This window comes from Pseudoflavonifractor sp. HNCC25GI2, assembly GCF_058136395.1.
In genome coordinates this window covers 140,222-165,515 of record NZ_JBYUOW010000003.1, presented here as the reverse complement: position 1 = coordinate 165,515, position 25,294 = coordinate 140,222, and the positions used below count along the sequence as shown (strand labels likewise).

At 59.6% G+C, this 25,294-nt stretch carries 23 protein-coding genes; 9 read left to right on the top strand and 14 right to left on the bottom strand.

Annotated elements, in window-relative coordinates; all coding sequences use genetic code 11:
• Positions 1–289 precede the first annotated feature (289 nt).
• Entirely contained in the window at positions 290–3,046 is a 2,757-nt protein-coding gene (gene secA, locus AC3YUO_RS05725) for a preprotein translocase subunit SecA (RefSeq protein ID WP_489962073.1), read from the top strand.
• Positions 3,047–3,091: 45 nt separating this feature from the next.
• On the opposite strand, the gene AC3YUO_RS05720 is transcribed toward secA, so the two are convergent.
• The 4 genes from AC3YUO_RS05720 to AC3YUO_RS05705 form a co-directional block, all read right to left on the bottom strand.
• Entirely contained in the window at positions 3,092–4,135 is a 1,044-nt protein-coding gene (locus AC3YUO_RS05720) for an acyltransferase (protein WP_489962072.1), read from the bottom strand.
• Positions 4,135–4,509 carry a VOC family protein gene (locus AC3YUO_RS05715; protein ID WP_489962071.1) on the bottom strand — a complete coding sequence of 125 codons (375 nt, stop codon included), beginning with the start codon at positions 4,507–4,509 and terminating at the stop codon, positions 4,135–4,137. Before AC3YUO_RS05715 ends, AC3YUO_RS05720 begins: the two co-directional genes overlap by 1 nt.
• A 161-nt stretch (positions 4,510–4,670) precedes the next feature.
• The gene (locus tag AC3YUO_RS05710; RefSeq protein WP_118641332.1) at positions 4,671–5,621 is read right to left on the bottom strand and encodes an agmatinase; all 951 of its coding nucleotides are present in this window, start codon (positions 5,619–5,621) and stop codon (positions 4,671–4,673) included.
• Between the two features lie 216 nt (positions 5,622–5,837).
• On the bottom strand, positions 5,838–7,103 hold the full coding sequence (locus AC3YUO_RS05705) for a chloride channel protein (protein ID WP_489962070.1): 1,266 nt from the start codon (positions 7,101–7,103) through the stop codon (positions 5,838–5,840).
• Positions 7,104–7,393: 290 nt separating this feature from the next.
• Between AC3YUO_RS05705 and AC3YUO_RS05700 the strand changes: the two genes are divergently transcribed.
• A complete protein-coding gene (locus AC3YUO_RS05700) occupies positions 7,394–8,314 on the top strand; it encodes a hemolysin family protein (protein WP_489962069.1) in 921 nt (306 codons plus the stop codon).
• 57 nt (positions 8,315–8,371) lie between these two features.
• Here AC3YUO_RS05700 and AC3YUO_RS05695 read toward each other — a convergent pair whose 3' ends face one another.
• Positions 8,372–9,073, bottom strand: coding sequence for an ATP-binding protein (locus tag AC3YUO_RS05695; RefSeq protein ID WP_489962068.1), 702 nt, complete (start codon positions 9,071–9,073; stop codon positions 8,372–8,374).
• Positions 9,074–9,162: 89 nt separating this feature from the next.
• Between AC3YUO_RS05695 and AC3YUO_RS05690 the strand changes: the two genes are divergently transcribed.
• From AC3YUO_RS05690 to AC3YUO_RS05675, 4 genes are all read left to right on the top strand, one after another.
• Entirely contained in the window at positions 9,163–9,840 is a 678-nt protein-coding gene (locus AC3YUO_RS05690; protein WP_489962067.1) for a Crp/Fnr family transcriptional regulator, read from the top strand.
• Between the two features lie 92 nt (positions 9,841–9,932).
• Positions 9,933–10,247: a hypothetical protein gene (locus AC3YUO_RS05685; RefSeq protein WP_489962066.1), complete on the top strand. Its 315-nt coding sequence runs from the start codon at positions 9,933–9,935 to the stop codon at positions 10,245–10,247.
• Between the two features lie 18 nt (positions 10,248–10,265).
• Positions 10,266–10,745, top strand: coding sequence for a sigma-70 family RNA polymerase sigma factor (locus AC3YUO_RS05680; protein ID WP_489962065.1), 480 nt, complete (start codon positions 10,266–10,268; stop codon positions 10,743–10,745).
• Positions 10,738–11,544, top strand: a complete 807-nt coding sequence (locus tag AC3YUO_RS05675; protein ID WP_489962064.1) for an anti-sigma-I factor RsgI family protein — start codon at positions 10,738–10,740, stop codon at positions 11,542–11,544. The genes AC3YUO_RS05680 and AC3YUO_RS05675 overlap by 8 nt, the downstream gene beginning before the upstream one ends.
• A gap of 103 nt (positions 11,545–11,647) precedes the next feature.
• Here AC3YUO_RS05675 and AC3YUO_RS05670 read toward each other — a convergent pair whose 3' ends face one another.
• Complete coding sequence (locus AC3YUO_RS05670; RefSeq protein ID WP_489962063.1) at positions 11,648–12,133, bottom strand: MarR family winged helix-turn-helix transcriptional regulator; 486 nt, start codon at positions 12,131–12,133, stop codon at positions 11,648–11,650.
• Between the two features lie 345 nt (positions 12,134–12,478).
• Between AC3YUO_RS05670 and AC3YUO_RS05665 the strand changes: the two genes are divergently transcribed.
• A complete protein-coding gene (locus AC3YUO_RS05665; protein WP_489962062.1) occupies positions 12,479–13,690 on the top strand; it encodes a MalY/PatB family protein in 1,212 nt (403 codons plus the stop codon).
• Between the two features lie 151 nt (positions 13,691–13,841).
• On the opposite strand, the gene eno is transcribed toward AC3YUO_RS05665, so the two are convergent.
• The 5 genes from eno to AC3YUO_RS05640 form a co-directional block, all read right to left on the bottom strand.
• Complete coding sequence (gene eno / locus AC3YUO_RS05660; RefSeq protein WP_489962061.1) at positions 13,842–15,143, bottom strand: phosphopyruvate hydratase; 1,302 nt, start codon at positions 15,141–15,143, stop codon at positions 13,842–13,844.
• 102 nt (positions 15,144–15,245) lie between these two features.
• On the bottom strand, positions 15,246–16,760 hold the full coding sequence (gpmI, locus tag AC3YUO_RS05655) for a 2,3-bisphosphoglycerate-independent phosphoglycerate mutase (RefSeq protein ID WP_489962060.1): 1,515 nt from the start codon (positions 16,758–16,760) through the stop codon (positions 15,246–15,248).
• A gap of 207 nt (positions 16,761–16,967) precedes the next feature.
• Positions 16,968–17,741: a triose-phosphate isomerase gene (gene tpiA, locus AC3YUO_RS05650; protein ID WP_118641296.1), complete on the bottom strand. Its 774-nt coding sequence runs from the start codon at positions 17,739–17,741 to the stop codon at positions 16,968–16,970.
• Positions 17,742–17,863: 122 nt separating this feature from the next.
• Positions 17,864–19,060 (bottom strand): phosphoglycerate kinase, encoded by a 1,197-nt coding sequence (locus tag AC3YUO_RS05645; protein ID WP_489962059.1) that lies wholly within the window; start codon positions 19,058–19,060, stop codon positions 17,864–17,866.
• 57 nt (positions 19,061–19,117) lie between these two features.
• Positions 19,118–19,612 carry a tRNA (cytidine(34)-2'-O)-methyltransferase gene (locus AC3YUO_RS05640; protein WP_489962058.1) on the bottom strand — a complete coding sequence of 165 codons (495 nt, stop codon included), beginning with the start codon at positions 19,610–19,612 and terminating at the stop codon, positions 19,118–19,120.
• 399 nt (positions 19,613–20,011) lie between these two features.
• Between AC3YUO_RS05640 and AC3YUO_RS05635 the strand changes: the two genes are divergently transcribed.
• A complete protein-coding gene (locus AC3YUO_RS05635) occupies positions 20,012–20,623 on the top strand; it encodes an MBL fold metallo-hydrolase (protein WP_489962057.1) in 612 nt (203 codons plus the stop codon).
• 29 nt (positions 20,624–20,652) lie between these two features.
• Positions 20,653–21,927: a competence/damage-inducible protein A gene (locus tag AC3YUO_RS05630; protein WP_489962056.1), complete on the top strand. Its 1,275-nt coding sequence runs from the start codon at positions 20,653–20,655 to the stop codon at positions 21,925–21,927.
• A gap of 71 nt (positions 21,928–21,998) precedes the next feature.
• Here AC3YUO_RS05630 and AC3YUO_RS05625 read toward each other — a convergent pair whose 3' ends face one another.
• The 3 genes from AC3YUO_RS05625 to AC3YUO_RS05615 all read right to left on the bottom strand — a co-directional run bounded on the left by AC3YUO_RS05625 (position 21,999) and on the right by AC3YUO_RS05615 (position 25,211).
• Positions 21,999–23,858: a PepSY domain-containing protein gene (locus AC3YUO_RS05625; RefSeq protein ID WP_489962055.1), complete on the bottom strand. Its 1,860-nt coding sequence runs from the start codon at positions 23,856–23,858 to the stop codon at positions 21,999–22,001.
• Positions 23,855–24,436 carry an RNA polymerase sigma factor gene (locus AC3YUO_RS05620; protein ID WP_489962054.1) on the bottom strand — a complete coding sequence of 194 codons (582 nt, stop codon included), beginning with the start codon at positions 24,434–24,436 and terminating at the stop codon, positions 23,855–23,857. Before AC3YUO_RS05620 ends, AC3YUO_RS05625 begins: the two co-directional genes overlap by 4 nt.
• Positions 24,437–24,629: 193 nt before the next feature.
• Positions 24,630–25,211 (bottom strand): biotin transporter BioY, encoded by a 582-nt coding sequence (locus AC3YUO_RS05615; RefSeq protein ID WP_489962053.1) that lies wholly within the window; start codon positions 25,209–25,211, stop codon positions 24,630–24,632.
• Between the last annotated feature and the right edge of the window lie 83 nt (positions 25,212–25,294).

The window sequence follows — 25,294 nt, the reverse complement described above, 5'->3', positions numbered from 1 at the left end:
TCCTTCGGCAAGCCGGATGGCTGTTTTCCTGCACGCTTCGTCTGTCCTATTCAGTTGCGAAAGTAAACATACCACAGAGGTCTCACTTTGTCAACCCCTGGTGGACATTAATTCGTCACAGGCGGATTTTTCGGAACAATCTCCCATTTTTCTTGCTGCGCCCGGCTGAAATGTTTACAATTTGCTCTTTTTTCTTGGTTTAGAGTATGATATACTGCATAGGATGACTGATTATAAGGGGGGAAGTATGCCTCGGCGGTCCCCCACAGCCAAGAGGTGTTTTACTGTTATGAGTTTGTTTACCAAAATTTTCGGCACCTCCTCCCAGCGCGAGCTGAAGTCCATCTATCCCATCGCGGACAAGGTGGAGGCTCTGGAGGAGGAGTACAAGGCCCTGACCGACCAGCAGCTTCAGGCCAAGACCCCGGAGTTTAAGGAGCGCCTCCAGAACGGCGAAACCCTGGACGACATTCTTCCCGAGGCCTTTGCCGCCTGCCGTGAGGCCGCCTGGCGCGTGCTGGGCATGCGTCCCTACCGGGTCCAGATCGTGGGCGGCATCGTGCTGCACCAGGGCCGTATCGCCGAGATGAAGACCGGTGAAGGCAAGACCCTGGTGGCTACCCTCCCCGCCTACCTCAACGCTCTGGCGGGCAAGGGCGTGCACATCGTCACCGTCAACGACTACCTGGCCAAGCGCGACAGCGAATGGATGGGCAAGGTCTACCGCTTCATGGGCCTCACCGTGGGCCTGGTGATTCACGGGGTCACCGGCCAGGACAAGAAGGACGCCTACGCCGCCGACATCACCTACGGCACCAACAACGAGTTCGGCTTTGACTACCTGCGGGACAACATGGCCATCTACTCCTCCGAGCTGGTGCAGCGGGGTCACGCCTTCGCCATCGTGGACGAGGTGGACTCCATCCTCATCGACGAGGCCAGAACTCCTCTGATTATTTCCGGCCAGGGCGAGAAGTCCACCCAGCTCTACACCATTGTGGACCAGTTTGTCTCCCGCCTGCGCTGCCAGCGCATTGCCAAGGTGGATGAGAAGGAAGAGGAGGATGTGGACATCGACGCCGACTATATTGTCGACGAGAAGGCCCGCACCGCCACCCTCACCGCCCCCGGCATCAAGAAGGCCGAGCAGTTCTTCAACATCGAAAACCTGGCCGACCCGGAGAACACCACCCTCTCCCACCACATCAACCAGGCCATCAAGGCCCGGGGCGTGATGAAGCGGGACATCGACTACGTGGTGAAGGACGGACAGGTCATCATCGTGGACGAGTTCACCGGCCGTCTCATGTTCGGCCGCCGCTATAACGAGGGCCTCCACCAGGCCATCGAGGCCAAGGAGCACGTGGAGGTGGCCAACGAGTCCAAGACCCTGGCTACCATCACCTTCCAGAACTACTTCCGTCTCTACGACAAGCTCTCCGGCATGACCGGTACTGCCATGACCGAGCAGGAGGAGTTCGGCACCATCTACGAGCTGGACATCGTGGAGATCCCCACCAACAAGCCTCTGGCCCGAATCGACCGCCCCGACGTGGTGTATAAGAACACCGCCGGCAAGCTGCGGGCCATCGTCAACCAGATCGAGGAGTGCCACGCCAAGGGCCAGCCTGTGCTGGTGGGTACCATCTCCATCGAGAAGTCGGAGGAGCTGTCCGCTATCCTCAAGCGCAAGGGCATCCCCCACAACGTTCTGAACGCCAAGAACCACGAGAAGGAAGCCGAGATCGTGGCCCAGGCCGGTAAGTTCGGCGCCGTCACCGTGGCCACCAACATGGCCGGCCGTGGTACCGATATTATGCTGGGCGGCAACGCGGAGTATCTGGCCAAGGCCGACCTGCGCAAGGCCGGGCTCACCGACGAGCTCATCGCCGAGGCCACCGGTTTTGCCGAGACCGATAACCAGGAGATCCTCAACGCCCGGAAGATGTTTACCGAGGCGGAGGCCAAGTACAAGGAGGCCATCAAGGAGGAGGCGGACAAGGTCCGTGACGTGGGCGGTCTGTTTATCCTGGGCACCGAGCGCCACGAGTCCCGCCGTATCGACAACCAGCTGCGCGGCCGTGCCGGCCGTCAGGGCGACCCCGGCGAGACCCGGTTCTACCTGTCCCTGGAGGACGACATCATGCGTCTCTTCGGCTCTGAGCGGGTCATGGGCATGATGGAGAAGCTGGGCGTGGACGAGGACACCCCCATCGACGCCAAGATGCTCTCCGGCGCCATCGAGAACGCCCAAAAGCAGGTGGAGTCCCGCAACTTCCAGACCCGTAAGAACGTTCTGCAGTACGACGACGTGATGAACACCCAGCGTGAGGTCATCTACAAGCAGCGCCGCCAGGTGCTGGACGGCGAAGACCTCCAGGGCTCCATCCAGAACATGCTCCACAACATGGTGGAGAACGCCATCCTCGGCCACATGGGCGAGCAGAAGCACATGGATGCCGAGTCCTTCCGGGAGGCCGTGGCCCCCTTCCGCTCCATGTTCCTGGCCCCCGGCGAGCTGAACCTCACCGACGAGGAGCTGCAGAAGTATGATACCGAGGCCCTGGTGGACCTGGTCAGCAGCAAGGCCAAGGAGCTCTACGCCAAGAAGGAAGCCGAGTTCGGCTCTCCTCTCATGCGGGAGCTGGAGCGCGTGATCATGCTCCGTGTGGTGGACGAGTACTGGATGGACCAGATCGACGCCATGAACGACCTGAAGCAGGGCATCGGCCTGCGGGCTTACGCCCAGACCGACCCCGTGGTAGCCTACAAGAAGGAAGGCTACGAGATGTTCGAGCAGATGGTGGCCGCCATTCAGGAGGAGACCCTGCGCCGTCTGTTCCTGGTTCGTCTGAAGAAGAACGAGGAAGTCAAGCGGGAGCGCGTGGCCAAAATTACCTCCGAGTCCGGCGCCAGCGACGGTACTGTCCAAAAGCAGCCGGTGAAAAAGGTCATCAAGATCGGCCGCAACGACCCCTGCCCCTGCGGCTCCGGCCTGAAGTGGAAAAAGTGCACCTGTAAGGAGTACCACCCCGATCTCCAGTAAACACGAATAAAGAAAGCCCCGGAACCTGCGGTTCCGGGGCTTTCTTCATTCGATCAGATACTTCCCAACGCCCGGGATCTTGAAGAGCAGCCAGGCAAAGGGGGCTGAGAGCAGGAAAAAGACCAGCGCAAAAAAGGGCACGGCCAGGACGGGAGAAAACGCCGTCATGGACACCCCCAGCCACCGGAACACCAACACCCACAGCTGGTGGATGAGATAGATTCCAAAGGCGAAGGAGCCCAGAGAGTACACCGAGCGGCGGCGGGAGCGCTCCTCGCTGATGCCCAGCACATAGCGGAACAGCACGCACAGGGCCACCGCCGTCAGCACCACGTTGGGCGATGTATACTGGTACCACAGCGCCCGACCTCCGCCCAGCAGGCGGTCCCCCATCAGGGTAAACACCAGGCCCAGAATGCCCAGGATATACAGAACAAATTCCGCCAGGCGGCTGATGGTGTAGTGGCGCAGATACCCCCCTGCCACATAACAGCCTGTCCAGCCCAGCACCAGATGCACCTTCAGCCGCTCCAGCAGGGCAGCCAGAACACTCTCTAGATGGAAGGCGCTCCACATGGGCAGCAGGCTGGCAAACAGCAGGCACAGGAGGAGGAAGTAACGCACCTCTCCCCGGCCGGCGGAGGCGGTAAACCGGTGGATCACCGGATGGACCAGATAGAGTCCGATAAGGGGATAGAGCACCCACAGATGGAAATAAGTATTTCCCTTGGCGGCGGACACCAGGGCGTTCCAGATACCGCCCCAGCTCAGGCTGCCGCCCCCCAGCAGCTGGGCGGCCACGGCATACACTGCGCCCCAGAACACCAGCATGCAGAAGGCCGGCAGGGCCAGCCCCAGCAGCGCGGAGGAGAGGTTGGGCTTTCCCTCCTCCAGAGCGCACATGCCCCACAGCAGGAACAGAGCGGGCACCGTCCAGGAGGTGAGCCCTTCATATACAGAGAGGACCTGCCAGTCTCCGCCGGAAGCGGAGGCCTGCCCGCTCTGGGCCAGCAGCAGCATGATGGCACACAGGACGGTAAATACCCGGAAAAAGCCGTACCAGCCCGGATTTCGGTCACCCTTGGCCATCAGTCCTTCTCCGGCACAATCTCAATCCAGTAGCCGTCCGGGTCGGCGATGAAGTAGACGCCCATGTCCAGGTTCTCAAAGCAGATGCAGCCCATCTCCTTGTGCCGGGCGTGGAGGGCCTCAAACTCGTCGGTGCGGAAGGCCAGATGGAACTCGCACTCGCCCAGGTCGTAGGGCTTGTCCCCCCGGTCCCGCAGCCAGGTCAGCTCCAGCTGAAAATCGCTGCCCGTCTCATCCCCGAGAAACACCAGCTTGAAGGAGCCGTCCCCGGCCTCCTTGGTGCGCACGGGAGAGAGGTTCAGGGCCTTGTGATAGAACTCCAGGCTCCGGTCCAAATCCACGACATTAAAATTAAAGTGATAGAACTTTGTCATACGAATGATTCTCCTTTCCGCGAAAGCCCGCTCCCGTCGTGGGGAGAAGGCTCACAGAGCTATTATATCGGCACGGAGGCTTTTTTTCAACAAGAAACCCCGGCCCCGGCGGATTTTCTCCGCCGGGGCCGGGGTTTTACGTCACCTTGCAGGGTAACGCTTTAGTCCTTCTCGTGAAGCTTCTTTCCCACGTGGGCAATGACCTGAAGCATGGTCAGAGCCGCCAGACGAGCGGTGCAGCCGGTGGGATCGTAGGCGGGGGCCACCTCCACCAGGTCCATAGCCACCACTTTGCCGGTCTCGCAGATGGCCTTCAGCATGTCCATGCTCTCATCATAGGTGATGCCGCCGGGCAGCGGGGAGGCCGCGCCGGGAGCCAGAGGCATGTCGTAGCCGTCGATGTCGAAGGTGATGTAGTAGGCCTCGGCATCCGGGATCTGGTCCAGGACGTACTGTACGCCCTTGTCGTGGAGCTCCCGGGCGGAGATGAGGCGGCTGCCGTAGGCCCGGGCATCGTCGTAGTCGGACTTCTTGCCGCTGCCCATGCCGCGCAGGCCAATCTGCACCATGTCGCCGATGTGGTCCATTTCAGACATACGGCGCATGGGGCTGCCGTTGCCCTGAACCAGGGGGCCTACGTTGCTGGTCCAGTCCAGGTGGGCGTCAAACTGAATGACGCAGATCTTCTTGCCGTACTCCTCCAGAGCCCGGCCCACAGGGATGCTGATGGAGTGGTCGCCGCCCATAACAATGGGAATGGCGCCCGCCCGGATGATACGGCGGACCGCACGCTCAATGCACTTGAAGGAGTAGTCCCGGTCGCCCTGGAGCACGTCGGCATCGCCGCAGTCAGAGATGGTAATGGGGGCGGCCAGCATCTGCTCGTCCGCCTCGTAATCGTAATAGCCTACCTCGCCCCGGCCGTACTGGGTAGAGGCCTCGCGGATGCGGCGGGGGCCCATACGGGAGCCGCTCAAAAAGCCTACATCCATATCAAAGGGGACGCCCAGCACACCGAAGTCGGTTTTCAGTTCGTCCAGATCCAGGCAGATGGGGTACCGGCCAAAGGAACAAATACCAGTAATGGGCTGACTAATCAATTCAGGACGCATAAACACTCACCTTTCTTCGCTTTTTGCTTTGCGTACAACTGTTATCTTCTATCCACCGGCGTGGGACATGCACCGCATTCCCCGCCGCTGATAGTCCACATTATAAGCAGAGACCGGCCGCTTTTCAACCGGGAAAGAAAAGCGTCTCCCGGTCTGAGGAAAATAAAAAAAGCTGTTGCCGGGGGCGGAAACCCAATTTGAAAAGGGGCCCCAACCTTACCGCGCTTTCTTGTCAATCCACTCGGTGCGGAACTTGGAATAGACAATTTTCTGCTCGCTGTATAGTCCGTAGTAGCCCGAGAGCATATAGGCCACGCCGCAGCACAGGGCGTACAGCGGAAGGCCCGCTCCGCCGAAGAGCTCATAGGCCAGGAGAATGGAGGTCAGGGGGCAGTTTGTGGCCCCGCAGAACACGGCTGCCATCCCCAGCGCACCAGAAAAAGAGTGCGGCAGGCCCAGCATGGGTCCCACCCAGGAACCGAAGGCGCACCCGGTAAACAGCACGGGCACAATCTCTCCGCCCCGGAAGCCCGCCCCTAGAGTGAGGGCGGTAAACAGGATTTTCAGCAGAAAGGCCTCCGGGATGGTCTCTCCGGCCAGCATGCGGCGGATGACCGCATCTCCTGCTCCGTTGTAGTCCTGGGTACCCACCGCAAGGGTGAGCATCAGCACCAGCAGGCCCCCCACCGCCGCCCGCACCAGGGTGCCGGGGATGTACTTCTCATAGAGGTGGGGCGCGGCATGCATCACCTTGCAAAACAGGATGGACACCAGGGCGCACAGCACACCGAGAACCGCCGTCTGTACCATGGATTGGGGAGACAGGGCGGCAATCTGGCTGACCTGATATCCGTCCTCCACATGCAGCCCACAGGCCTGGGCCAGCTGCAGGGCGGTGAGAGAGGCCACCAGGCAGGGCACCATGGCCGCATAGTACATGACCCCTACGCTGACCACCTCCATGGCAAAGACAGCGGCCGTGAGCGGGGTGCCGAACAGGGCGGAGAAGGCTGCGGCCATACCGCACATGACCATCATCCGGCTGTCCTTGGCGTCCAGGTGAATTTTCCGCCCCATGTAGGCGGACAGCGCGCCTCCAAGCTGGAGCGCCGCTCCCTCCCGGCCGGCAGAGCCTCCCACCAGGTGGGTGATAATGGTGGCCAGGAAAATGAGCGGGGCAGTGCGCAGCTTCAACGGCACGGCTTCCCGCACCGCCACCAGCACCAGGTTGGTTCCCTGGTCCCGCTCCATATGGCAGATGCGGTAGAGGAGCACAATGACCACCCCGCCCACCGGCAGCAGCAGCACAATCCTGGGGTACAACGAGCGCACATGGGCCGCCCATTCAATTCCTCCATGGAACGCCACGCCCACCGCTCCCACCACCAGCCCGGTGGCGCAGGCGTACAGCACCCATTTGAAGAAGGCCAGTCCCTCGCGGCCATGCTCCCGCCAGCGCTGGTTTTCTCCGCCCAACTCCACTCCTCCTCCCGTCCTCCGGATACTCCGGACAACGTTGTCATTTTTATTATAACATACCGCTTCTCTCCCCGCACCTGTCTTTTATCTCCCACAGCCGTGCATAAGCTGTCAACAAGTTCGTTCTGAGGCATCGGCTCGGGACCTTTGCTCTTACACAGCACGGTTCTTCTTTGCAATTTGTACTGAACTCCCCGCCTTTCAGCCTTTCCCGGCGCTTTCCTCTTGCGGCATTCCGCTTTTCGTGATATCATGTACGGTGAATTGTTCTACATAACAAGGGGGAGTTTTTCGTGTCTGGGGACCAAATATGGCCCATATTATTTTTTGTCAGCCTGGCGGGCAACCTTGTGCTGCTGTACCGCCCCGTGCTGCGCTTGCTGAACCGGAACAAAACGGTGTCCGAGGACAACATCATGGCTATGGTGGAGGAGGGCGAGGAGTCCGGCGCCATCCAGAGCAATGAGAAGGAACTCATTGAAAACGTCTTTGAGTTTGACACCATGACCGCCAAGGACGTGATGGTCCACCGCACCGATATGGTGACCATCGCCCTGGATGAGGACGAGGAGACCATTCTGGACACCATCCGCCAGTCCGGTCTGTCCCGCTTCCCGGTGTATCAGGAGGATGTGGACGACATCATCGGCATTCTCTCCACCCGGGAATATCTGCTCAACTTCCGGCTGCCCGACCCTAAGCCCATGAAGGATCTGCTGCGCCCGGCCTACTTCGTCCCTGAAACAGTGCCCGCCGACGTGCTGTTCCGGGATATGCAGGGCAAGAAAACCCACATGGCCCTGGTGGTGGACGAATACGGCGGAACCAGCGGTCTGGTCACTCTGGAGGACCTGCTGGAGGAGCTGGTGGGCAACATCTATGACGAGTTCGATCCCCAGGAGGAGCAGGACATCATCCGCCTGGAGGACAACAAGTGGCGGGTGTCCGGCTCCGCCGACCTGGAGGAACTGGCTGAGGCGATGGACCTGGAGCTGCCCGAAGATGAAGAGCGGGATTACGACACGCTGGGCGGCCTGGTCTTCTCTCAGCTGTCCGTCATTCCAGAGGACGGCAGCCGTCCGGTGGTGGAGGCCATGGGTCTGCGCATCCGGGTGGAGGAGTTGTGTGACCGTCGGGTGGAGTGGGCTCTGGTGGAAAAGCTCTCCCCGGTCCCCCAGGAATCCCGGGAAACCAAATCGGAAGTACACACCTGATAGACAAAACCGGCGTGCCGCCTGTGAGACGGCACGCCGGTTTTTTGCTTGTTGGGATTACTCCTCCAGAATCCGCCCGTCGGTGGACAGGGTGACCACCTGCCAGGGGATCAGCTTTCCACAATTCTGCAGCGCGGTAATGACCGCCCGCTCCAGCCCGCCGCAGCAGGGCACCTCCATGCGGACCACCGTGACGCTCTTTATGACGTTCCGCTTCAGAATCTCCGTAAGCTTTTCGCTGTAATCCACGCCGTCCAGCTTGGGACAGCCGATGAGCGTCACTTTGCCCCGGATGAAATCCTGGTGGAAGGAACCATAGGCGTAGGCCGCGCAGTCTGCTGCCACCAGCAGCTTGGCCCCCTCAAAGTAAGGTGCATTCACCGGGGCCAGCTTAATCTGCACCGGCCACTGGCGAAGCTGAGAGGAGACCGGCCCGGCGGCAGGAGCCGGAGCCTCACAGGCCTCCCGGGTCAGCGTCCGGGACTGACTGCCCGGACAGCCGCAGGGCAGTGTCCCCTCCTCCCCGGCCTTCTTAGCCTTGACCGCGGCCTCATCGTAGGCCGCCGCCTCCCGCTCCACAAAGGTGATGGCTCCCGTGGGGCAGACCGGCAGGCAGTCCCCCAAGCCGTCGCAGTAGTCATCCCGCAGCAGCCGGGCCTTGCCGTCCACCATGCCGATGGCCCCCTCGTGACAGGCCTGGGCACACAGCCCGCAGCCGTTGCATTTCTCCTGGTCAATTTCAATCACTCTGCGAATCATAGCAGTACCTCCGTGTTCTTGACGTTGTGGCCTCAGTATAGTACAATAGCTCACACTTGTATGTTGTTATTCCAACAAACGGAGGATTTATGGACATCCAATTTTTAGCCACCACCTCCCTGTTCCACGGCGCCTCCCCGGAGGAGATTCAGCTCCTGCTGTCCGCTTTGGACGCGCGGTGTAGCCAATATACCCGTGGAGACGTGATTCTGGCAGCCAGCACCCACACCAACCGGCTCTGGGTGGTGCTCTCCGGCGGCGTCACCATTGAGAATCACGACGCCTGGGGCAACCGCGCCATTCTGGGGCACGTGGCCCCAGGCGAGGTCTTTGCCGAAACCTACGCCTGCCTCCCCCTGCAGCCCCTGCTGGTCAGCGCGGCGGCCTCCGAGGACGCCCATCTGCTTTCGCTGGATTTGAGCGGACTGTTTACCCGCAGCTGCCCCCACTCTGACATTCTGCTGCGCAATCTGCTGACCATCACCGCCGGGAAAAATCTGGCCCTGTCCCGGCGTATCTTTTATACCTCCTCCAAAACCATCCGGGGGCGGCTGCTGTCCTACCTGTCCGACCAGGCCATGCTTCAGGGGAGCCGTACCTTCACCATCCCCTTCGACCGTCAGCAGTTGGCCGACTACCTGGGAGTGGACCGCAGTGCCCTGTCCAACGAGCTGAGCAAGCTGCGCCGGGAAGGGGTACTCACCGCCCGGAAGAACCGTTTTTCCCTCCTGGGAGGGCAAGCGGACGCAGATGTCTCCCTCTTGTAAAATTTTTTCTGTACGGGTGAATGGTTTTCCCGTGGCCGCTCGTATTTATAGATGAAACCACAATAGGAACACCACACAAGGAGGAGTACAGAATGAATCAATGGCTGAAGAGAGGCGCTGCCGCTGCACTGGCACTGGGTCTGCTCACCATCGGCGCAGGTGCGGTTGGAATGGGTCCGGGCGCTGGAGAAGGAAAGGGGCTTCGTTGTTCCATCCAGTCCTGCCGCTGCACCAATGACAGCGTATGCGACCGTTTGGGCCAGGGCGCGGGCTTTGTGGACACCGACGGCGACAGGGTATGTGATAACCTTGCCCAGGGTACAGGCTTTGTAGATGCCAACGGCGACGGGATATGTGACCACCGCATCGGCGGCGGAACCGGCTGGCGGGGAGGCCGCGGGAAGTAACACAAATGGGGGTTGACCATGCGCAGCGAGGAAGAGGTAAACGCAGCCATTGAGCGCTACGGGGACACCGTGCGCCGGCTCTGCATGGTACATCTGAAGAACGAGGCGGATACCCAGGACATCTTTCAGACCGTTTTTCTGAAATATGTCCTCAGTTCGGTGCGCTTTGAAAGTCCGGAGCACGAAAAGGCCTGGCTCATTCGGGTCACCCTCAACGCCTGCCGGGACCTGCTGAAAAGCTTTTTCCACAGCCGCGTGGTCCCTCTGGAGGCGGCCGCTGCCGCGTGTACCTCGGACCCGGAGGACAGCGGTGTGCTCCAGGCCGTGCTCTCTCTGCCCCCCAAATACAAGGACGTCATTTACCTTCATTACTACGAAGACTACACTGCTCCGGAGATTGGACGGATTTTGGGGAAGAACGTAAACACCGTCTATACCCTTCTCAACCGTGCCAAGAAGCTGCTCCAGGAAATGCTGGGAGGTGAGGCCGATGCGTGAACAGCTGAAACGGGCTCTGGACAACGTCTATGCGGAGGAAGCTCTGAAGGAACAGACCCGGGACTTTCTGGCCCGGAAAACCCAGGGCTACACCGCACGGGCAGGCGCCCGTCCGGGACGGCTGGCCGCTGCGGCCGCCTGTATTCTGCTCCTGCTCACCGGCGCAGGAGGCTGGGCCTGCTTTACCCCCACCTCCACGGTGAGCATTGACGTTAATCCCTCCCTGGAACTGAACGTAAACCGCTTTGACCGGGTGATTTCGGTCACCGGGGTCAACCAAGAGGGCCAGGCGTTGGCCGAAACCCTGAATCTTACCTTTCTCCCCTGCACCAGTGCGGTGGAGCAGGTGCTGGACAGTCCCAGCCTGACCAACTATCTGGGGGACGATCCGGCTGTGGCCATCACGGTGGTGGGAGATAACGAAGCGCAGCGGGATCGGCTGCTGTCGGGGGTTGAGAATGCCACCGCCCAGCGGCAGGGCACCTACTGCTGCGCCCTGGACAGCGGCGAGGCGGAGCAGGCCAACGCCCTGGGGCTCTCCTACGGAAAATACCACGCTTATCTGGAGCTCTGTGAGCTGGGCTCCGACTTGACCCCGGAGGAGGTGCAGCAGATGAGCATGCGGGAAATCGGCACCCTGCTGGCCAGTCTCTCCCAGTCCGATGGGGATGCTCAAAGCGGGAATGTCAACGGCTCCGGGAACGGCAGTGGAAACGGAGCGGGCAGCGGCTATGGAAACGGCGGAGGCTCAGGGGCTGGAAATGGTCAGGGCCACCGCTATGGGCAGAGTGTATCTTAAATACAATGAAGCGATGAAACGGCGCCGCCCGGTGGGCGGTGCCGTTTCATCGCTTTCCTGTTATGTTCTCCTATACACCACGGCGGTTCCGCAGCGTTTCCTTTCAGTCGGTTACAGAAATTTTGCTGCGATCGATATCGCCTCGATACGCCTGATTGATCCTCTCCTGAACCGCGATATGATGGGCAATTTCTTCGTTGGAAAATTCCTGAAGCATTTGAAAGAGAATATTCTGGCACTCAAGATTCAAGCTCAACCGGTCCAAATAGATCTGCTTTCCCTCGTCTGTTAGCCGCAGATTCAGCTGCCGGTTATTGCTCTCGTTTCGAACCTGCTCCACCAGCCCTTTACTTTTCAGTTTCCGCACAATCTGGGAACAGGCACTGGCCGTCTTTTTCAAAATACTCCCCAACTCGGTAATGGTAATGTCACTATGCTCGCCAATCAAATTTACCACGAGAGCCTCCGCCTGATATAAAACAACACTTCCATATGTGTGAGGCAGCGAATCATACTCCGCCATCAATTCATAGGCCTCGTCTTGTGCTGACCACAATTTCTGCAGCAGTTCTTTTCTCCTGTTCTCCATGGATTTCTTATCTCCTTATTCAAATAACCGCTAACCTCTGCCGTTATCCCAAATCATATTTCTTTGGGAACTTCCCTGCAGTGCCGGTCATAAAACATCAAAACAGGAAGCAGCTCCTCTGTTCTTTGCAAGATTATATCATCTTTTCCGTAAAAATGAAAGTTCATCCACATATTCATCCCCCGTTTCTCCAAACTAGCACTCCACCTCCCACATATCAGTATGATTTCCTGTTGACATTTTTCTTCTTCTCTTATATATTAAAGGTACTTAATATTAAAGCACCTAAATAATTGTCAGATAAAATATTGCGCACTTAATTTACTGTGGAGAGGAGTACCAACCATGAAATATGATTTTACAAGCATCATGGAACGAAAAGGTATGGATGCCCTTGCGGTAGATTCTCTGGGCCGAGCACCCGGTCTTGCTCCGGATCCGCCGGAAAACGGAATGGACGTCATCCCTATGTGGGTGGCGGATATGAATTTTCCTGCCTGTCCCACAATTCCCGAAGCCATTATCAATCGGGCAAAAGAGCCCCATTACGGGTACTTTGAGCCAAGGCAGGAGTATTATGACTCCATTATTCGCTGGCATGAAACGCGAAACGGTGTAACGGGACTGAAAAAAGAACACATCAAGTATGAAAACGGTGTGTTGGGCGGCGTAGTCAGCGCACTGAATGTGTTCTGTTCCAAAGGCGACAAGGTATTGGTACACTCCCCCACCTATATTGGTTTTACAAAATCACTGAGCAACAACGGCTATCACATCGTCCACAGCCAGTTGGTACAGGATGATGCCGGGATCTGGCGGATGGATTTTGCCGATATGGAAGAAAAGCTGAAAGAAGAACGGATTCACGCCGCAATCTTCTGTTCCCCTCACAACCCGTGTGGCCGGGTGTGGGAACGCTGGGAAATCGAGCAGTTTATGGAACTGTGTAAAAAATATGATGTATTCGTGGTTTCAGACGAGATCTGGTCGGATATCATTCTGACCGGACATAAACATATTCCCACACAATCCGTCAGCGAGGATGCCCGGATGCGAACGGCTGCCTTTTACGCCCCCTCAAAAACCTTTAATCTGGCCGGCTTGGTTGGGAGCTATCATATCGTTTACAACAAATGGATTCAGGATCGAATGGTAAAGGAGTCCTCTCTCTCCCACTATAACGATATGAATCTGTTATCCATGTACGGACTGATCGGCGCATACCAGCCCGAGGGCTACCAGTGGGCAGATGAGTTGTGTCAGGTTCTCACAGAGAATGTGAACTACGCCTGCCAGTATATTTCAGAGCATTTCCCGGGCGTCTCCGTTTCACGGCCGCAGGGAACCTACTTACTCTTCCTTGACTGCTCCCAGTGGTGCAAGCTTCATGAATGTGATATTGAACATGTAGAGCGGGCAGCCTGGAAAGTCGGCGTTGCGGTTCAGGATGGAAGGATGTTCCATGGTCCCTGCCATCTGCGTATGAATCTGGCCTTACCGCTCAGTCGTGTCCAGGAAGCGATGCACCGGCTGGATAAGTATGTATTCAATGCCTGAGGCTCTGCTTTCGTTTTTGCTCTCCCAGTGTTCAATACTACGTTCTCCAAAAAACAACACGGCGCTGCTTGATAAGCAGTGCCGTGTTGTTTTCTTGGGCATAAGAAAACAAAGCCGCCCCGAAGGGCGGCTTTGTCACAGAAGCTTTAACTTAGCGCAGGTTGAAGAAAGCCTTCATGCCGGGATACTCGGCGATGTCGCCCAGCTCCTCCTCGATGCGGAGCAGCTGGTTGTACTTGGCCACACGGTCGGTACGGCTGGGAGCACCGGTCTTGATCTGGCCGGCGTTGAGGGCCACAGCGATGTCGGCGATGGTGGCGTCCTCGGTCTCGCCGGAGCGGTGGGACACAATGGCGGTGTAGCCGGCGCGGTTGGCCATCTGGATGGCGTCCAGAGTCTCGGTCAGGGTGCCGATCTGGTTGACCTTGATGAGGATGGCGTTGGCAACCTTCTTCTCAATGCCGGTGGCCAGACGCTCCACGTTGGTGACAAACAGGTCGTCGCCCACCAGCTGGACGCGGTCGCCGATGGCCTTGGTCAGCATAGCCCAGCCTTCCCAGTCGGTCTCGGCCATGCCGTCCTCCAGGGAGATGATGGGGTAGTTGTCGGCGAACTTCTTCCACATGTTCACCAGCTGCTGCTGGGTCAGCTTCTTGCCGGACTTGGGCTGGATATAGATCTTCTGCTCCTCGTCCCACCACTCGGAGGAAGCGGCGTCGATAGCGATCTTAAAGTCCTCGCCGGGCTTGTAGCCAGCCTTCTCGATGGCGGCCACGATAACCTTCAGGGCGTCCTCATCCTTCTTCAGGTTGGGGGCATAGCCGCCCTCGTCGCCCACGCCGGCGGCGGGAGTGCCGTTCTCCTTCAGGACGGTCTTCAGGGTGTGGAAGACCTCAGCGCAGCGGCGCAGAGCCTCGCGGAAGGAAGGAGCGGAGACAGGCATAATCATGAACTCCTGGATCTCCACGTTGTTGGTGGCGTGAGCGCCGCCGTTCAGGATGTTCATCATGGGCACGGGCAGCTGCTTGGCGTTGACACCGCCAATGTAGTTGTAGAGGCTGGTGCCCAGGCTCTCGGCAGCGGCCTTGGCGCAGGCCAGGGAAGCGCCCAGAATGGCGTTGGCGCCCAGGCGGCTCTTGTTGGGAGTGCCGTCCAGGTCGATGAGCATCTTGTCGATGGCCACCTGGTCCAGAACGTTGGTGCCGATGAGGGCCTCAGCGATCTCGGTGTTCACGTTCTTCACGGCGTTCTCCACGCCCTTGCCCATATAGCGGCTCTTGTCGCCGTCGCGCAGCTCGCAGGCCTCATAGATACCGGTGGAAGCGCCGGAGGGAACGGCGGCACGGCCCATGGTGCCGTCCTCCAGGTACACCTCAACCTCAACGGTGGGGTTGCCGCGGCTGTCCAGGATTTCGCGGCCGACGACATCAACAATCTCGATCATCTGCTTCATAGGATTTCAAGCTCCTTTCAATATTATGGCGGAACCCGCTCCGCCCATCAGGGGTATATGGTCTGCACGGCGCGCACCTGCGAAGCCGTACCAGAACGCAAATCAGTTGGTAATCAGGGTCTGGCCATCCATCTCGGCAGGCTTCTCAATGCCCATCAGATCCAGCATAGTGGGGGCAATGTCAGCCAGACGGCCGTCCCGCAGCTTGACGTTGGCGCCCACAATATAGAAGGGCACCAGGTTGGTGGTGTGGGCGGTGAAGGGCTCACCGTCGGTGTCCACCATGCGCTCGGCGTTGCCGTGGTCGGCGGTGATGAGGGACACGCCTCCCATCTTGGAGGTGGCCTCCACCACCTTGCCCACGCACTCGTCCACGGTGGTCACAGCCTTGCAGGCCGCCTCATACACGCCGGTATGACCCACCATGTCGCAGTTGGCAAAGTTCAGAATAATGACGTCATAGGCGCCGCTGAGGATGCGCTTGACCGCCTCCTCGGTGACGGCGTAGGCGGACATCTCAGGCTGCAGGTCGTAGGTGGCCACCTTGGGGGAAGGAATCAGGCAGCGGTCTTCACCGGGGAACACCTGCTCCACGCCGCCGTTGAAGAAGAAGGTCACATGGGCGTACTTCTCAGTCTCGGCGATGCGCAGCTGGGTCATGCCCAGCTTGGAGATGTACTCTCCAAAGATGTTCTCCAGCTTCTGCCGGGGATAGGCCACGGTGACGTTGGGCATGGTGGCGTCGTACTCAGTGGTACACACGAAGAACACAGGCACAAAGCCGGTGGAACGCTTGATATCCTTCAGGTCCTCGTCCACCAGGCAGCGGGTAATCTCCCGGGCACGGTCAGGACGGAAGTTGAAGAAGATCACCGAGTCGTTGTCCTGAACCTGCACGTTCTTCAGGCAGGTCACAGGCTCCATGAACTCGTCGGTCACGCCCTTGTCATAGGACTCCTGCACGGCCTGGGCCGCGTCCTCCACATAGGGGGCCTGGCCGCAGACAATGGCGTCATAGGCGCGCTGCACGCGGTCCCAGCGCTTGTCCCGGTCCATGGCGTAGTAGCGGCCCATGACAGTGGCAATCTTACCCACGCCCAGCTGCTGCATCTTGGCCTGCAGCTGCTCCACATAGTGCTTGCCGGAGCTGGGGGGCACGTCACGGCCGTCCAGGAAGCAGTGGACGTAGACCTTCTCAATGCCCTGGTCCTGGGCCATCTTCAGCAGGGCGAAAAGGTGGGTGATGTGGCTGTGCACACCGCCGTCGGACAGAAGGCCCATAAGGTGCAGGGCGGAGCCCCACTCCCGGCAGTTGGCCATGGCCTCCAGATAGGCGGGGTTCTCGAAGAACGCGCCGCTCTCAATGTCACGGCTGATGTGGGGCAGGTCCTGGAACACCACGCGGCCGGCGCCGATGTTGGTGTGGCCCACCTCGCTGTTGCCCATCTGCCCCTCGGGCAGACCCACGTCCAGTCCGGAAGCGGACAGACGGCAGCCGGGACACTCAGCAAAAATCTTGTCCAGATTGGGGGTAGGAGCGTTGGCCACAGCGTTGCCCGGAGCGTCGGGCGCCATGCCAAAGCCGTCCATGATAATCAAAGTGGTAGGTGTTTTCATAGAAACAAATTCTCCTTGCAATGAGCCCAAAGGGCACCTAATCCCCCCTCGGAGAGTGGAGGGGGAGCACGGAGAGGGAAGCAGCTTCCCTGCCGTGAAAACCGCTTTGCCGCACAGCGGCACCCATCCTGCCAGCCGGTCCGGCTCTTTTCGGCCGAACCGGTCACTGGCAGGCTTCAGGCTGGCGCCGCCCATGAGGCCAACGGATTACTCCTGGTTGGCCGCGTTGATGATCTGGACGAAGTCCGCGGGCTTCAGGCTGGCGCCGCCGATGAGGCCGCCATCCACGTCGGGCTGAGCCAGCAGCTCAGCAGCGTTCTTGGCGTTCATGGAGCCACCATACTGGATGGTGACGGAGCGGGCCACATGGGCACCGTACAGCTTGCGGATGACGGTGCGGATGGCCTGGCAAACCTCGCCGGCCTGCTCGGCAGTGGCGGTCTTGCCAGTGCCGATGGCCCACAGGGGCTCGTAAGCGATGACGATGTGACGCATCTTCTCAGCGGGCACGTTGGCCAGAGCGCACTTCACCTGATAGGCAATGAGCTCCATGGTGACGCCCAGCTCACGCTGCTCCAGGCTCTCGCCCACGCAGATGATGGGGATGAGGCCGGCGTTGATGGCGGCGTGGACCTTCTTGTTGACGGTGAAGTCGGTCTCGTTGTAGTACTGACGGCGCTCGGAGTGACCGATGATCACGTACTTGGCGCCCGCCTCCTTGATCATCTCGGCGGTAATCTCGCCGGTGTAGGCGCCGTGATCCTCATAGTGGCAGGTCTCAGCACCGATGGCGATGTGGCAGTCCTTAAAGAGACGCACGGCGGACTGGATGTTGGTGGCGGGGACGCACAGCACCACGCTGCACCACTTGCCCTTGGGCATGATGGGCTTGAGCTCCTCAGCAAAAGCCTTGGTCTGGGACAGGGTGTTGTTCATCTTCCAGTTGCCGGCGATAATGGTCTTACGATAGCGACGGTTCATTGTTAATCTCTCCCTAAAACTTGTTTATATTTCTCATCTCGCGCCGGGAAATTCCGACGAAGGTTTTTAAGGGGTATTCCGACCTTCCCGGAAATTCCGGACCAGTCAGATTGCCAGATGCATCAGGCGTCCAGCAGGCAGGCCACACCGGGCAGCTCCTTGCCCTCCATGAACTCCAGAGAGGCGCCGCCGCCGGTGGAGATGTGGGTCATCTTATCGGCATAGCCCAGCTGCTGCACGGCAGCCGCGCTGTCGCCGCCGCCGATGATGGTGATGGCGTCGGTCTTGCTCAGGGCCTCGGCCACAGCCTCGGTGCCCTTGGCGAAGGCGGCAAACTCAAACACGCCCATGGGGCCATTCCAGATGACAGTACCGGCGTCCTTCACGGCGTCGCAGTAAATCTTCACGGTCTCGGGGCCGATGTCCAGGCCCTGCCAGCCGTCGGGAATCTCGCCGGCCTTGACCACCTGGGTGTTGGCATCGGGAGCAAACTTGTCGCCGCACACGGTGTCCACGGGCAGGAGCAGCTTGACGCCCTTCTCCTGAGCCTTCTTCACCATGTCGTTGGCGTACTCCTCCCAGTCGGCCTCCAGCAGGCTGTCGCCCACCTTGCCGCCCTGAGCGGCAGAGAAGGTGTAGGCCATGCCGCCGCCGATGATGATGGTGTCGGCAATCTCCAGCAGGTTATTGATGACGCCGATCTTGGAGGAGACCTTAGAGCCGCCCAGGATGGCCACCAGAGGACGCTTGGGGTTGGCCAGAGCGCCGCCGATGACGTCCAGCTCCTTCTGAATGAGGAAGCCGCTGACCGCGGGCAGGTAATCGGCCACACCGGCGGTGGAGGCGTGGGCACGGTGCACCGCGCCGAAGGCATCCGACACATAGAGGTCCGCCATATCGGCCATGGCCTTGGCCAGAGCGGGATCGTTCTTGGTCTCACCGGGCTCGAAGCGGGTATTCTCCAGCAGCATGATCTGGCCAGGCTGCAGAGCCTTGGCCTTGGCCTGGGCGTCAGCGCCCACCACGTCGTTGGCCATGATGACTTCCTTGCCCAGCAGCTCGCTCAGGCGGGCAGCCACCGGCTTCAGAGACAGCTCGGGCTTCACCTCACCCTTGGGCTTGCCCATATGGGAGCAGGCAATGACCGCGGCGCCCTGATCCAGCAGATACTGGATGGTGGGCAGCGCAGCGCGGATACGCTTGTCATCGGTGATGACACCGCTGCCGTCCTTGGCCATAGGTACGTTGAAATCACAGCGCAGCAGGACCTTCTTGCCCTTGACGTCCACGTCCTTGACGGTTTTCTTATGATAGTTCATAATCTACGAACTCCTCTCTGTGTGAAATCGGTTCAAACGGGAACAAACTTCTTTTTGCTAAGGGTGCTGGATTCCGCCCATCTCCCCCACCCCGGAAAGCTCCGGGAAGCCCTGCTGACGCAGCGCTTCATAGGCCAGGATTGCGACGGAATTGGCCAGATTCAGGCTGCGGGCGTCCGCCCGCATGGGAATTCGGATGCACCGGTCGAAATAACGCCGGCGCAGCTGTTCAGGGAGGCCCGCCGTCTCCTTGCCGAACATCAGCCAGCAGTCCGGCTCAAACCGGACCTGGGAATAATCCCGCGGGGCTTTGGTGGTGGCCAGCCACAGATCCGGATTGGGATTCTGAGTGAAAAAGTCATCCAGTCCCTCATAAACCCGCAGGTCCACCATGGGCCAGTAGTCCAGTCCCGCCCGCTTTACCGCCTTGTCGCTGATGTCAAAGCCCAGGGGCTTCACCAGGTGCAGACGACTGCGGGTTGCGGCACAGGTTCTGGCAATGTTACCGGTATTCATGGGGATTTCAGGCTCCACCAGTACAATGTTCAGCACGACCGCTCCTCCTTGTTTTCGCGGCTATCATTGTATTCCAAATCAGGGAGAATTTCAACTATAAATTGGTCGAAAAATTGCAAAAAAATCAAAAATCACACCAAAACCGCAGGTTGGCGCTCCATTTTTTGGCACTTTTCATGTCTAAAGCCCGGTTAAACTCCGTTTTTTCGGCGTTGTGACAGACTTAATGCACTTTGTCCGGGCATAACCCGGTTCCTATTTTCTTTTTTTCGGCCCAAGGACACTTTCCTTTTTCATTTTTCATTGTTCTGCCCTCCGGGACGGCAAATTTCCCGTTTCGTCCTTCTTTCCTTCTTCCCGCTCCCATGCTATAATATGCATATTCACCAAAAACATGAGGTCTCCGGCCCATCCGGCCGGGAAAGGAGCCTTTCTATGAAGCTGATTTGGCACGGACATTCCTGTTTTACCCTGGAGACCAGTCAGGGCACAGTGGTCTTTGACCCCTACGAGGACGGCTCGGTGCCCGGTCTGCCTCCCCTGCATCTGCAGGCCGATCTGGTGCTGTGCAGCCATGAGCATCACGACCACAACGCCCGGGGCAGCGTGGCGCTCAGCGGCAAGTCCCCCTCCTTCACCGTGGAGCGGCTGGATACCTTCCACGATCCCGAGGGCGGCACCCTCCGCGGCCCCAATACCATTCATATGATTTCCGCCGACGGACTGCGGGTGGCCCACATGGGCGATCTGGGCTGCGCCCTCACCCCGGAGCAGCTGGAAAAGCTGCAGGGGTTGGATGCGGTCCTGCTGCCGGTGGGCGGCTACTACACCATCGACGCGGCCCAGGCCGACGAGACCGCCCGTCAGCTCCAGGCCCGGGTAGTTGTCCCCATGCACTACCGGGGCGCCGGCTTCGGCTACGACGTCATTACTCCGCTGGGGAACTTCCTGGCGCTGCGCGAGGATGTCATCCACTATCCCGGCCCTTCTCTCACTTTGGAGCCGGACATGCCCGTCCAGACCGCGGTTCTGGACCGCTTTGATTGATATTTCATTTTATTTTGGAGGTCCTTCCCATGTCCCATACCGTGGAAATTTTGTCCGTGGGCACCGAGCTGCTGCTGGGCAACATTGCAAATACCGACGCCCAGATCCTCTCCCAGGGGCTCAGCGAGCTGGGGTTGAACGTCTACTACCATACGGTGGTGGGCGACAACCCTCAGCGCGCCCGTCAGGCCGTGGCCATTGCCAAGGAGCGGGCTGACATCATCATCACCACCGGCGGTCTCGGCCCCACCTGCGATGATCTGACTAAGAATGTACTGGCCGAGGCGTTTGGCAAGAAGCTGGTCTTTGACGAGCCCTCCGCCCAGCGCATCCGCAGCTACTTCACCCGCACCGGCCGCCCCATGACAGAGAACAACCTGCAGCAGGCCATGCTCCCGGAGGGCTGCACCATTCTGGACAACGACTGGGGTACCGCCCCCGGCTGCGCCTTCTTCGCCGACGGCGTCCACGTCATCATGCTCCCCGGTCCCCCCAGCGAGTGCCGCCCCATGTTCCAGTACCGGGCCAAGCCCTATCTGCTCAGCCTGTCCGAGGGCGTGATTGCCTCCCACACGCTGAAGCTCTTCGGCATTGGGGAATCCACCATGGAGGCCCAGCTGCGGGACCAGATGAACACCATGTCCAATCCCACCCTGGCCCCCTACGCCAAGGAGGGAGAGTGTGAGCTGCGGGTCACCGCCAAGGCGCCCACCGACCAGGAGGCCCAGGCCCTGCTCAAGCCCACGGTGGAGGAGATCAAGGCCCTCTTCGGCGCCAAGGTCTACGGCGTGGACGTGTCCTCCCTGGAGGAGGTTGTGGAGCAGCTGCTGTTGAAAAAAGGTCTTACTCTGGGTGTGGCGGAGAGCTGCACCGGTGGCCTGATGGCCAAGCGGCTGACCGACGTGCCCGGTGCCTCCAAGGTATTCAAGGGCGGCATCGTATCCTACATCAACGAGGTGAAGGCTGGCGTACTGGGAGTGCCTCAGGAGCTGCTGGACCAGTTCGGTGCCGTCTCCTCCCAGGTGGCCCAGGCCATGGCGGAGGGTGCCCGCCGGGTGCTGGGCTGCGACATCGCCCTCTCCTCCACCGGCGTGGCCGGTCCTGACAAGGATGACCGCGGAAACGAGGTGGGCACCATGTTTGTAGCCATCGCCACCCCCGAGGGCTCCTATGTCCGTTCTCTTGCTCTGGGCAACCGCCCCGTACGGGAACGGCTTCGCATCCAGACCGCCAGCCACGCCTTCGACCTGGCCCGGCGGTACCTCTCCGGACTGCCCTACTCCGATTCCAAAAAAGAACGCTAATAAAACCAAAACCCGGGCGGCGCCTGCAGGCGCCGCCCGGGTTTTCTTACGTTCCGGTTTCTGTTCTTGTCTCAGTCATCCCGGTCAGACTCGTAGGAGAGGATGCTTCCGTCGGAGGCAAGGATGGTGTATTCATATTCCACACCGTTGGCCTTGAACTCCACCTCATACTCCAGCCGGCCGTCGTCGTAGTCCTGCTTCACCTTCAGCTCATAGGTGCTGGACTCGCTCACCCCGGCGTGGTTCAGGGCAATGCTCTTGGCCTTGTCACTGCCGATGTCGGAAGAAGTGCTGCCGGAGTTTCCAGTGCTGCCAGTGCTGGTGCTGCCGTGGCGCTCCGTATCCCGCTTCAGGATGGCGCCGCTGGTGCCGTCCACCGTGTAATCGTACTCGGTGCTGTCCACCCAGAATTCAATCTCATATTCCAGGCGGCCGTCGTCCCAGTCCCGCTCCACCTTCATGCCGGTGGCGGAGGAGGCGGAAACGCCCGCGTCCTTCAGCGCAGCACTCTTGGCGGCCTCGCTGCCGATGTCAGAAGAAGTGCTGCCGGAATTTCCGGTGCTGGTGCTAGTGCTGGTGCTGCCGGTATTGCTGCTGGTACTGCCGCCGGAGGTGCTCTGGGAATAGGTCTTGACCTCGTGCTTGAGGACGGTGGCGCTGGTCAGGGCGATTTCGTACTCATAGCGGCTGGAGCCCACCATGAACTCCACCTCGTAGCACTCGGCCCGTCCGTCATCGTACTCCAGCCAGGCGTTGCAGTACTTGGTATCGCTCTCCTTCACGCCCGCATGGCTGAGGGCGGCCGCCTTTGCGGCGCTCTCCCCAATGTAGGAGGAGGCGTTGGCGGAACCGGTGCTGGGTGCGGTGCCGGTGGCTTCCGTCTCGTACTTCACCACCTGCCCGTTGGAGGCATCAATCTCATACTCATATTTCTTGCTGCCGGAGTGGAACTCCACCTCATAAATCATACGGCCGTCGTCGTAGTCGAACTCCGCCTTCAGGAAGGTGACCTGGTCGGTGGAGAGGCCCGCATGCTTCAGCGCCGCGCTCTTGGCGGCATCTGCGCCGATATAGGCACTCTGGCTGGCCGTTCCGGAGGTCTGGATGGTATTGGAAACCAGGATATCTGTGGGGCCATCGGCTCCGCCGATGACGGTGCTCCCCTCCTGGCTCTGGGTACCGGTGGTATTCTGGGCGGAGTAGAGCAGGTTCAGCTCGTTGATGGTCAGCCCCACCAGGCTCTCAAAGGTCTTGGTGTTGTTGCTGCCCTCCACGATAGCCTGAATGAGGGCGGCCTTACCGGCGGAAATGCCGTACTCCTCGGCCTTCCGGCTCAGCTCCTCGTTATACTGGAGGGTCTGAGAAAGGATGGCGCCGTTGATCTGGGCGCTGGCCAGGGCGGCGTCGGCCTGGGCGGTGAGCTCCTCCTGGAGCTTCTCGCCCCGCTGCACGTCGTCGTCCTCCACGGTGATGAGAATGGAGTTGGCAAGCTCATCCACGTAGCCATGCTGGAGCAGGGAGCCGATGACGGCGTTCATTGCCACATCCACCGGCACGCCCTTCAGATCCAGCCCTTCCAGAATCACCTTGCCGTCCTCGTTCTGAGGTGTGGCGGAAATTACCTTCTCATTCTTGTTGACCTTCAGTTCCACGCTGGGGTTGACGTCCAGGGAGACCACCGAGGCCACTGCGTTGTTGCTCTGATAGTAGTAGCCGGCTCCGCCGCCCACCACCACCAGTGCCAGGCAGGCCGCTACGGCCAGGGACATCCATTTTTTCTTGCTCGTGTTCTGCTTGGAAGAATTCTTTTCCGTCATGGGAATCACAATTCCTTTCTGCGTCTCACAGCGGGCAAGGATTCCCTCCAGGTCATTGGGCGCGGCATGGGACACTGCCTGCTCCAGGCGCCGCTCCAGCTCCTTGTCATTCATCGAGGGTCATCTCCTTCCAGCTGGACTCTTAATTTTTTCAGTGCGCGATGATACTTGGACAGGACGGTGGCCAGGGGCATTTCAAGCAAATGGGCAATTTCCCGGTGCTTCAGGCCGGTGACTGCGTGGAGCATCACCACCTGCCGCTCCTCATCGGTGAGTGCGGCCATGGCCTGCTGCAGAACCTGCCGGTCCTCCGGGGTGACAGCGGGGCTTTCGGCGGGAATGGCGTCCCACTCCTCGTCCTCCAGCTGCTCCTGGCGGGACCCCTGACGCAGCTTCATCAGCGCCAGGTTCCGGGCCACAGCCAGCAGCCACCCCATGGGCGAGCCCTGAGGCTTATACTGGTATGCGCTGTCCCACACCCGAACAAAGGTATCCTGGGTCACATCCTGAGCGTCGTGGGCGTTTTTGACATAGGACAAGGCCAATCCGTAAACCGCCGTACGGGTGCGGCGGTACAGCTGAGCCAGGGCCTCCCGGTCTCCGGCGGCTACCCCCGAAAGCAGCTCATCCAGTTCCCTTCGTTCTTCCACGCCGTGGCGCTCCGTTGTCTGTGCTGTCAGTAGCATCAGCATGTGCCATTTCTCCTGTCATCCAAGTAATGCGCTGGGTCGTCTTTTTATTGCGCAGAAAAGAAAAAAATTTTTCCGCTCCTTATTATAAAGATTAGACTGGAAAAAAACAAGTATTCCTTCCCCATGGAAAGACCGCCGGACAGCTGAGAACACCTCATCTGTCCGGCGGTCTTTGACTGCACGTTTCTTCCATTTATACCGCGCCGTGGCGGGCGACAGTCTCCTGCTCCAGAAGTCCCGCCCGGACCAGACGCCCGCGGAGCATGGGGCCCACCACCATGGCCGCCGCCATCTTCCCAAGGTCAAAGGGAATAAAGGGAATGACACAGGTCCACAGGGCGGCCTGAACGGGGTTGTGGGTGAGGAAGCAATACCAGGCCGTTCCCAGGGCATAGCACACGGCGGTCCCCAAAATCATGCCGCCCAGGTGAAGCACCCGGCTGCGGGTGTGGTCAATCACCCATCCGGCAATGACCGCCATCACCAAAAAGCCCAGAATGTATCCCCCCGTGGGGCCGGCCAGCTTGCCCAGTCCCCCGGAGAAGCCGGAGAATACCGGCAGTCCCACCATACCAATTAAAATATAGACCAGCACGCTGAGACTCCCCCGCTTCCAGCCCAGCAGATACAGAGAAAAGTACGCCACCAGATTGGTCAGGGTGATGGGTACCGCCCCAATGGCAATGGACATGGGCGCCAGCACGCAGGTGACCGCCGTCATAACCGCCACCATGGCCAGCATATAGGTATGGGATTTTGTCTTCGTCTCCATCATGGTCTCTCCTCTTATCAATCATTCAGCATTCAGCTTAACGTAAACTTTCTTTCCTGCACTAGTTTACATTTCTCTCTTTCACT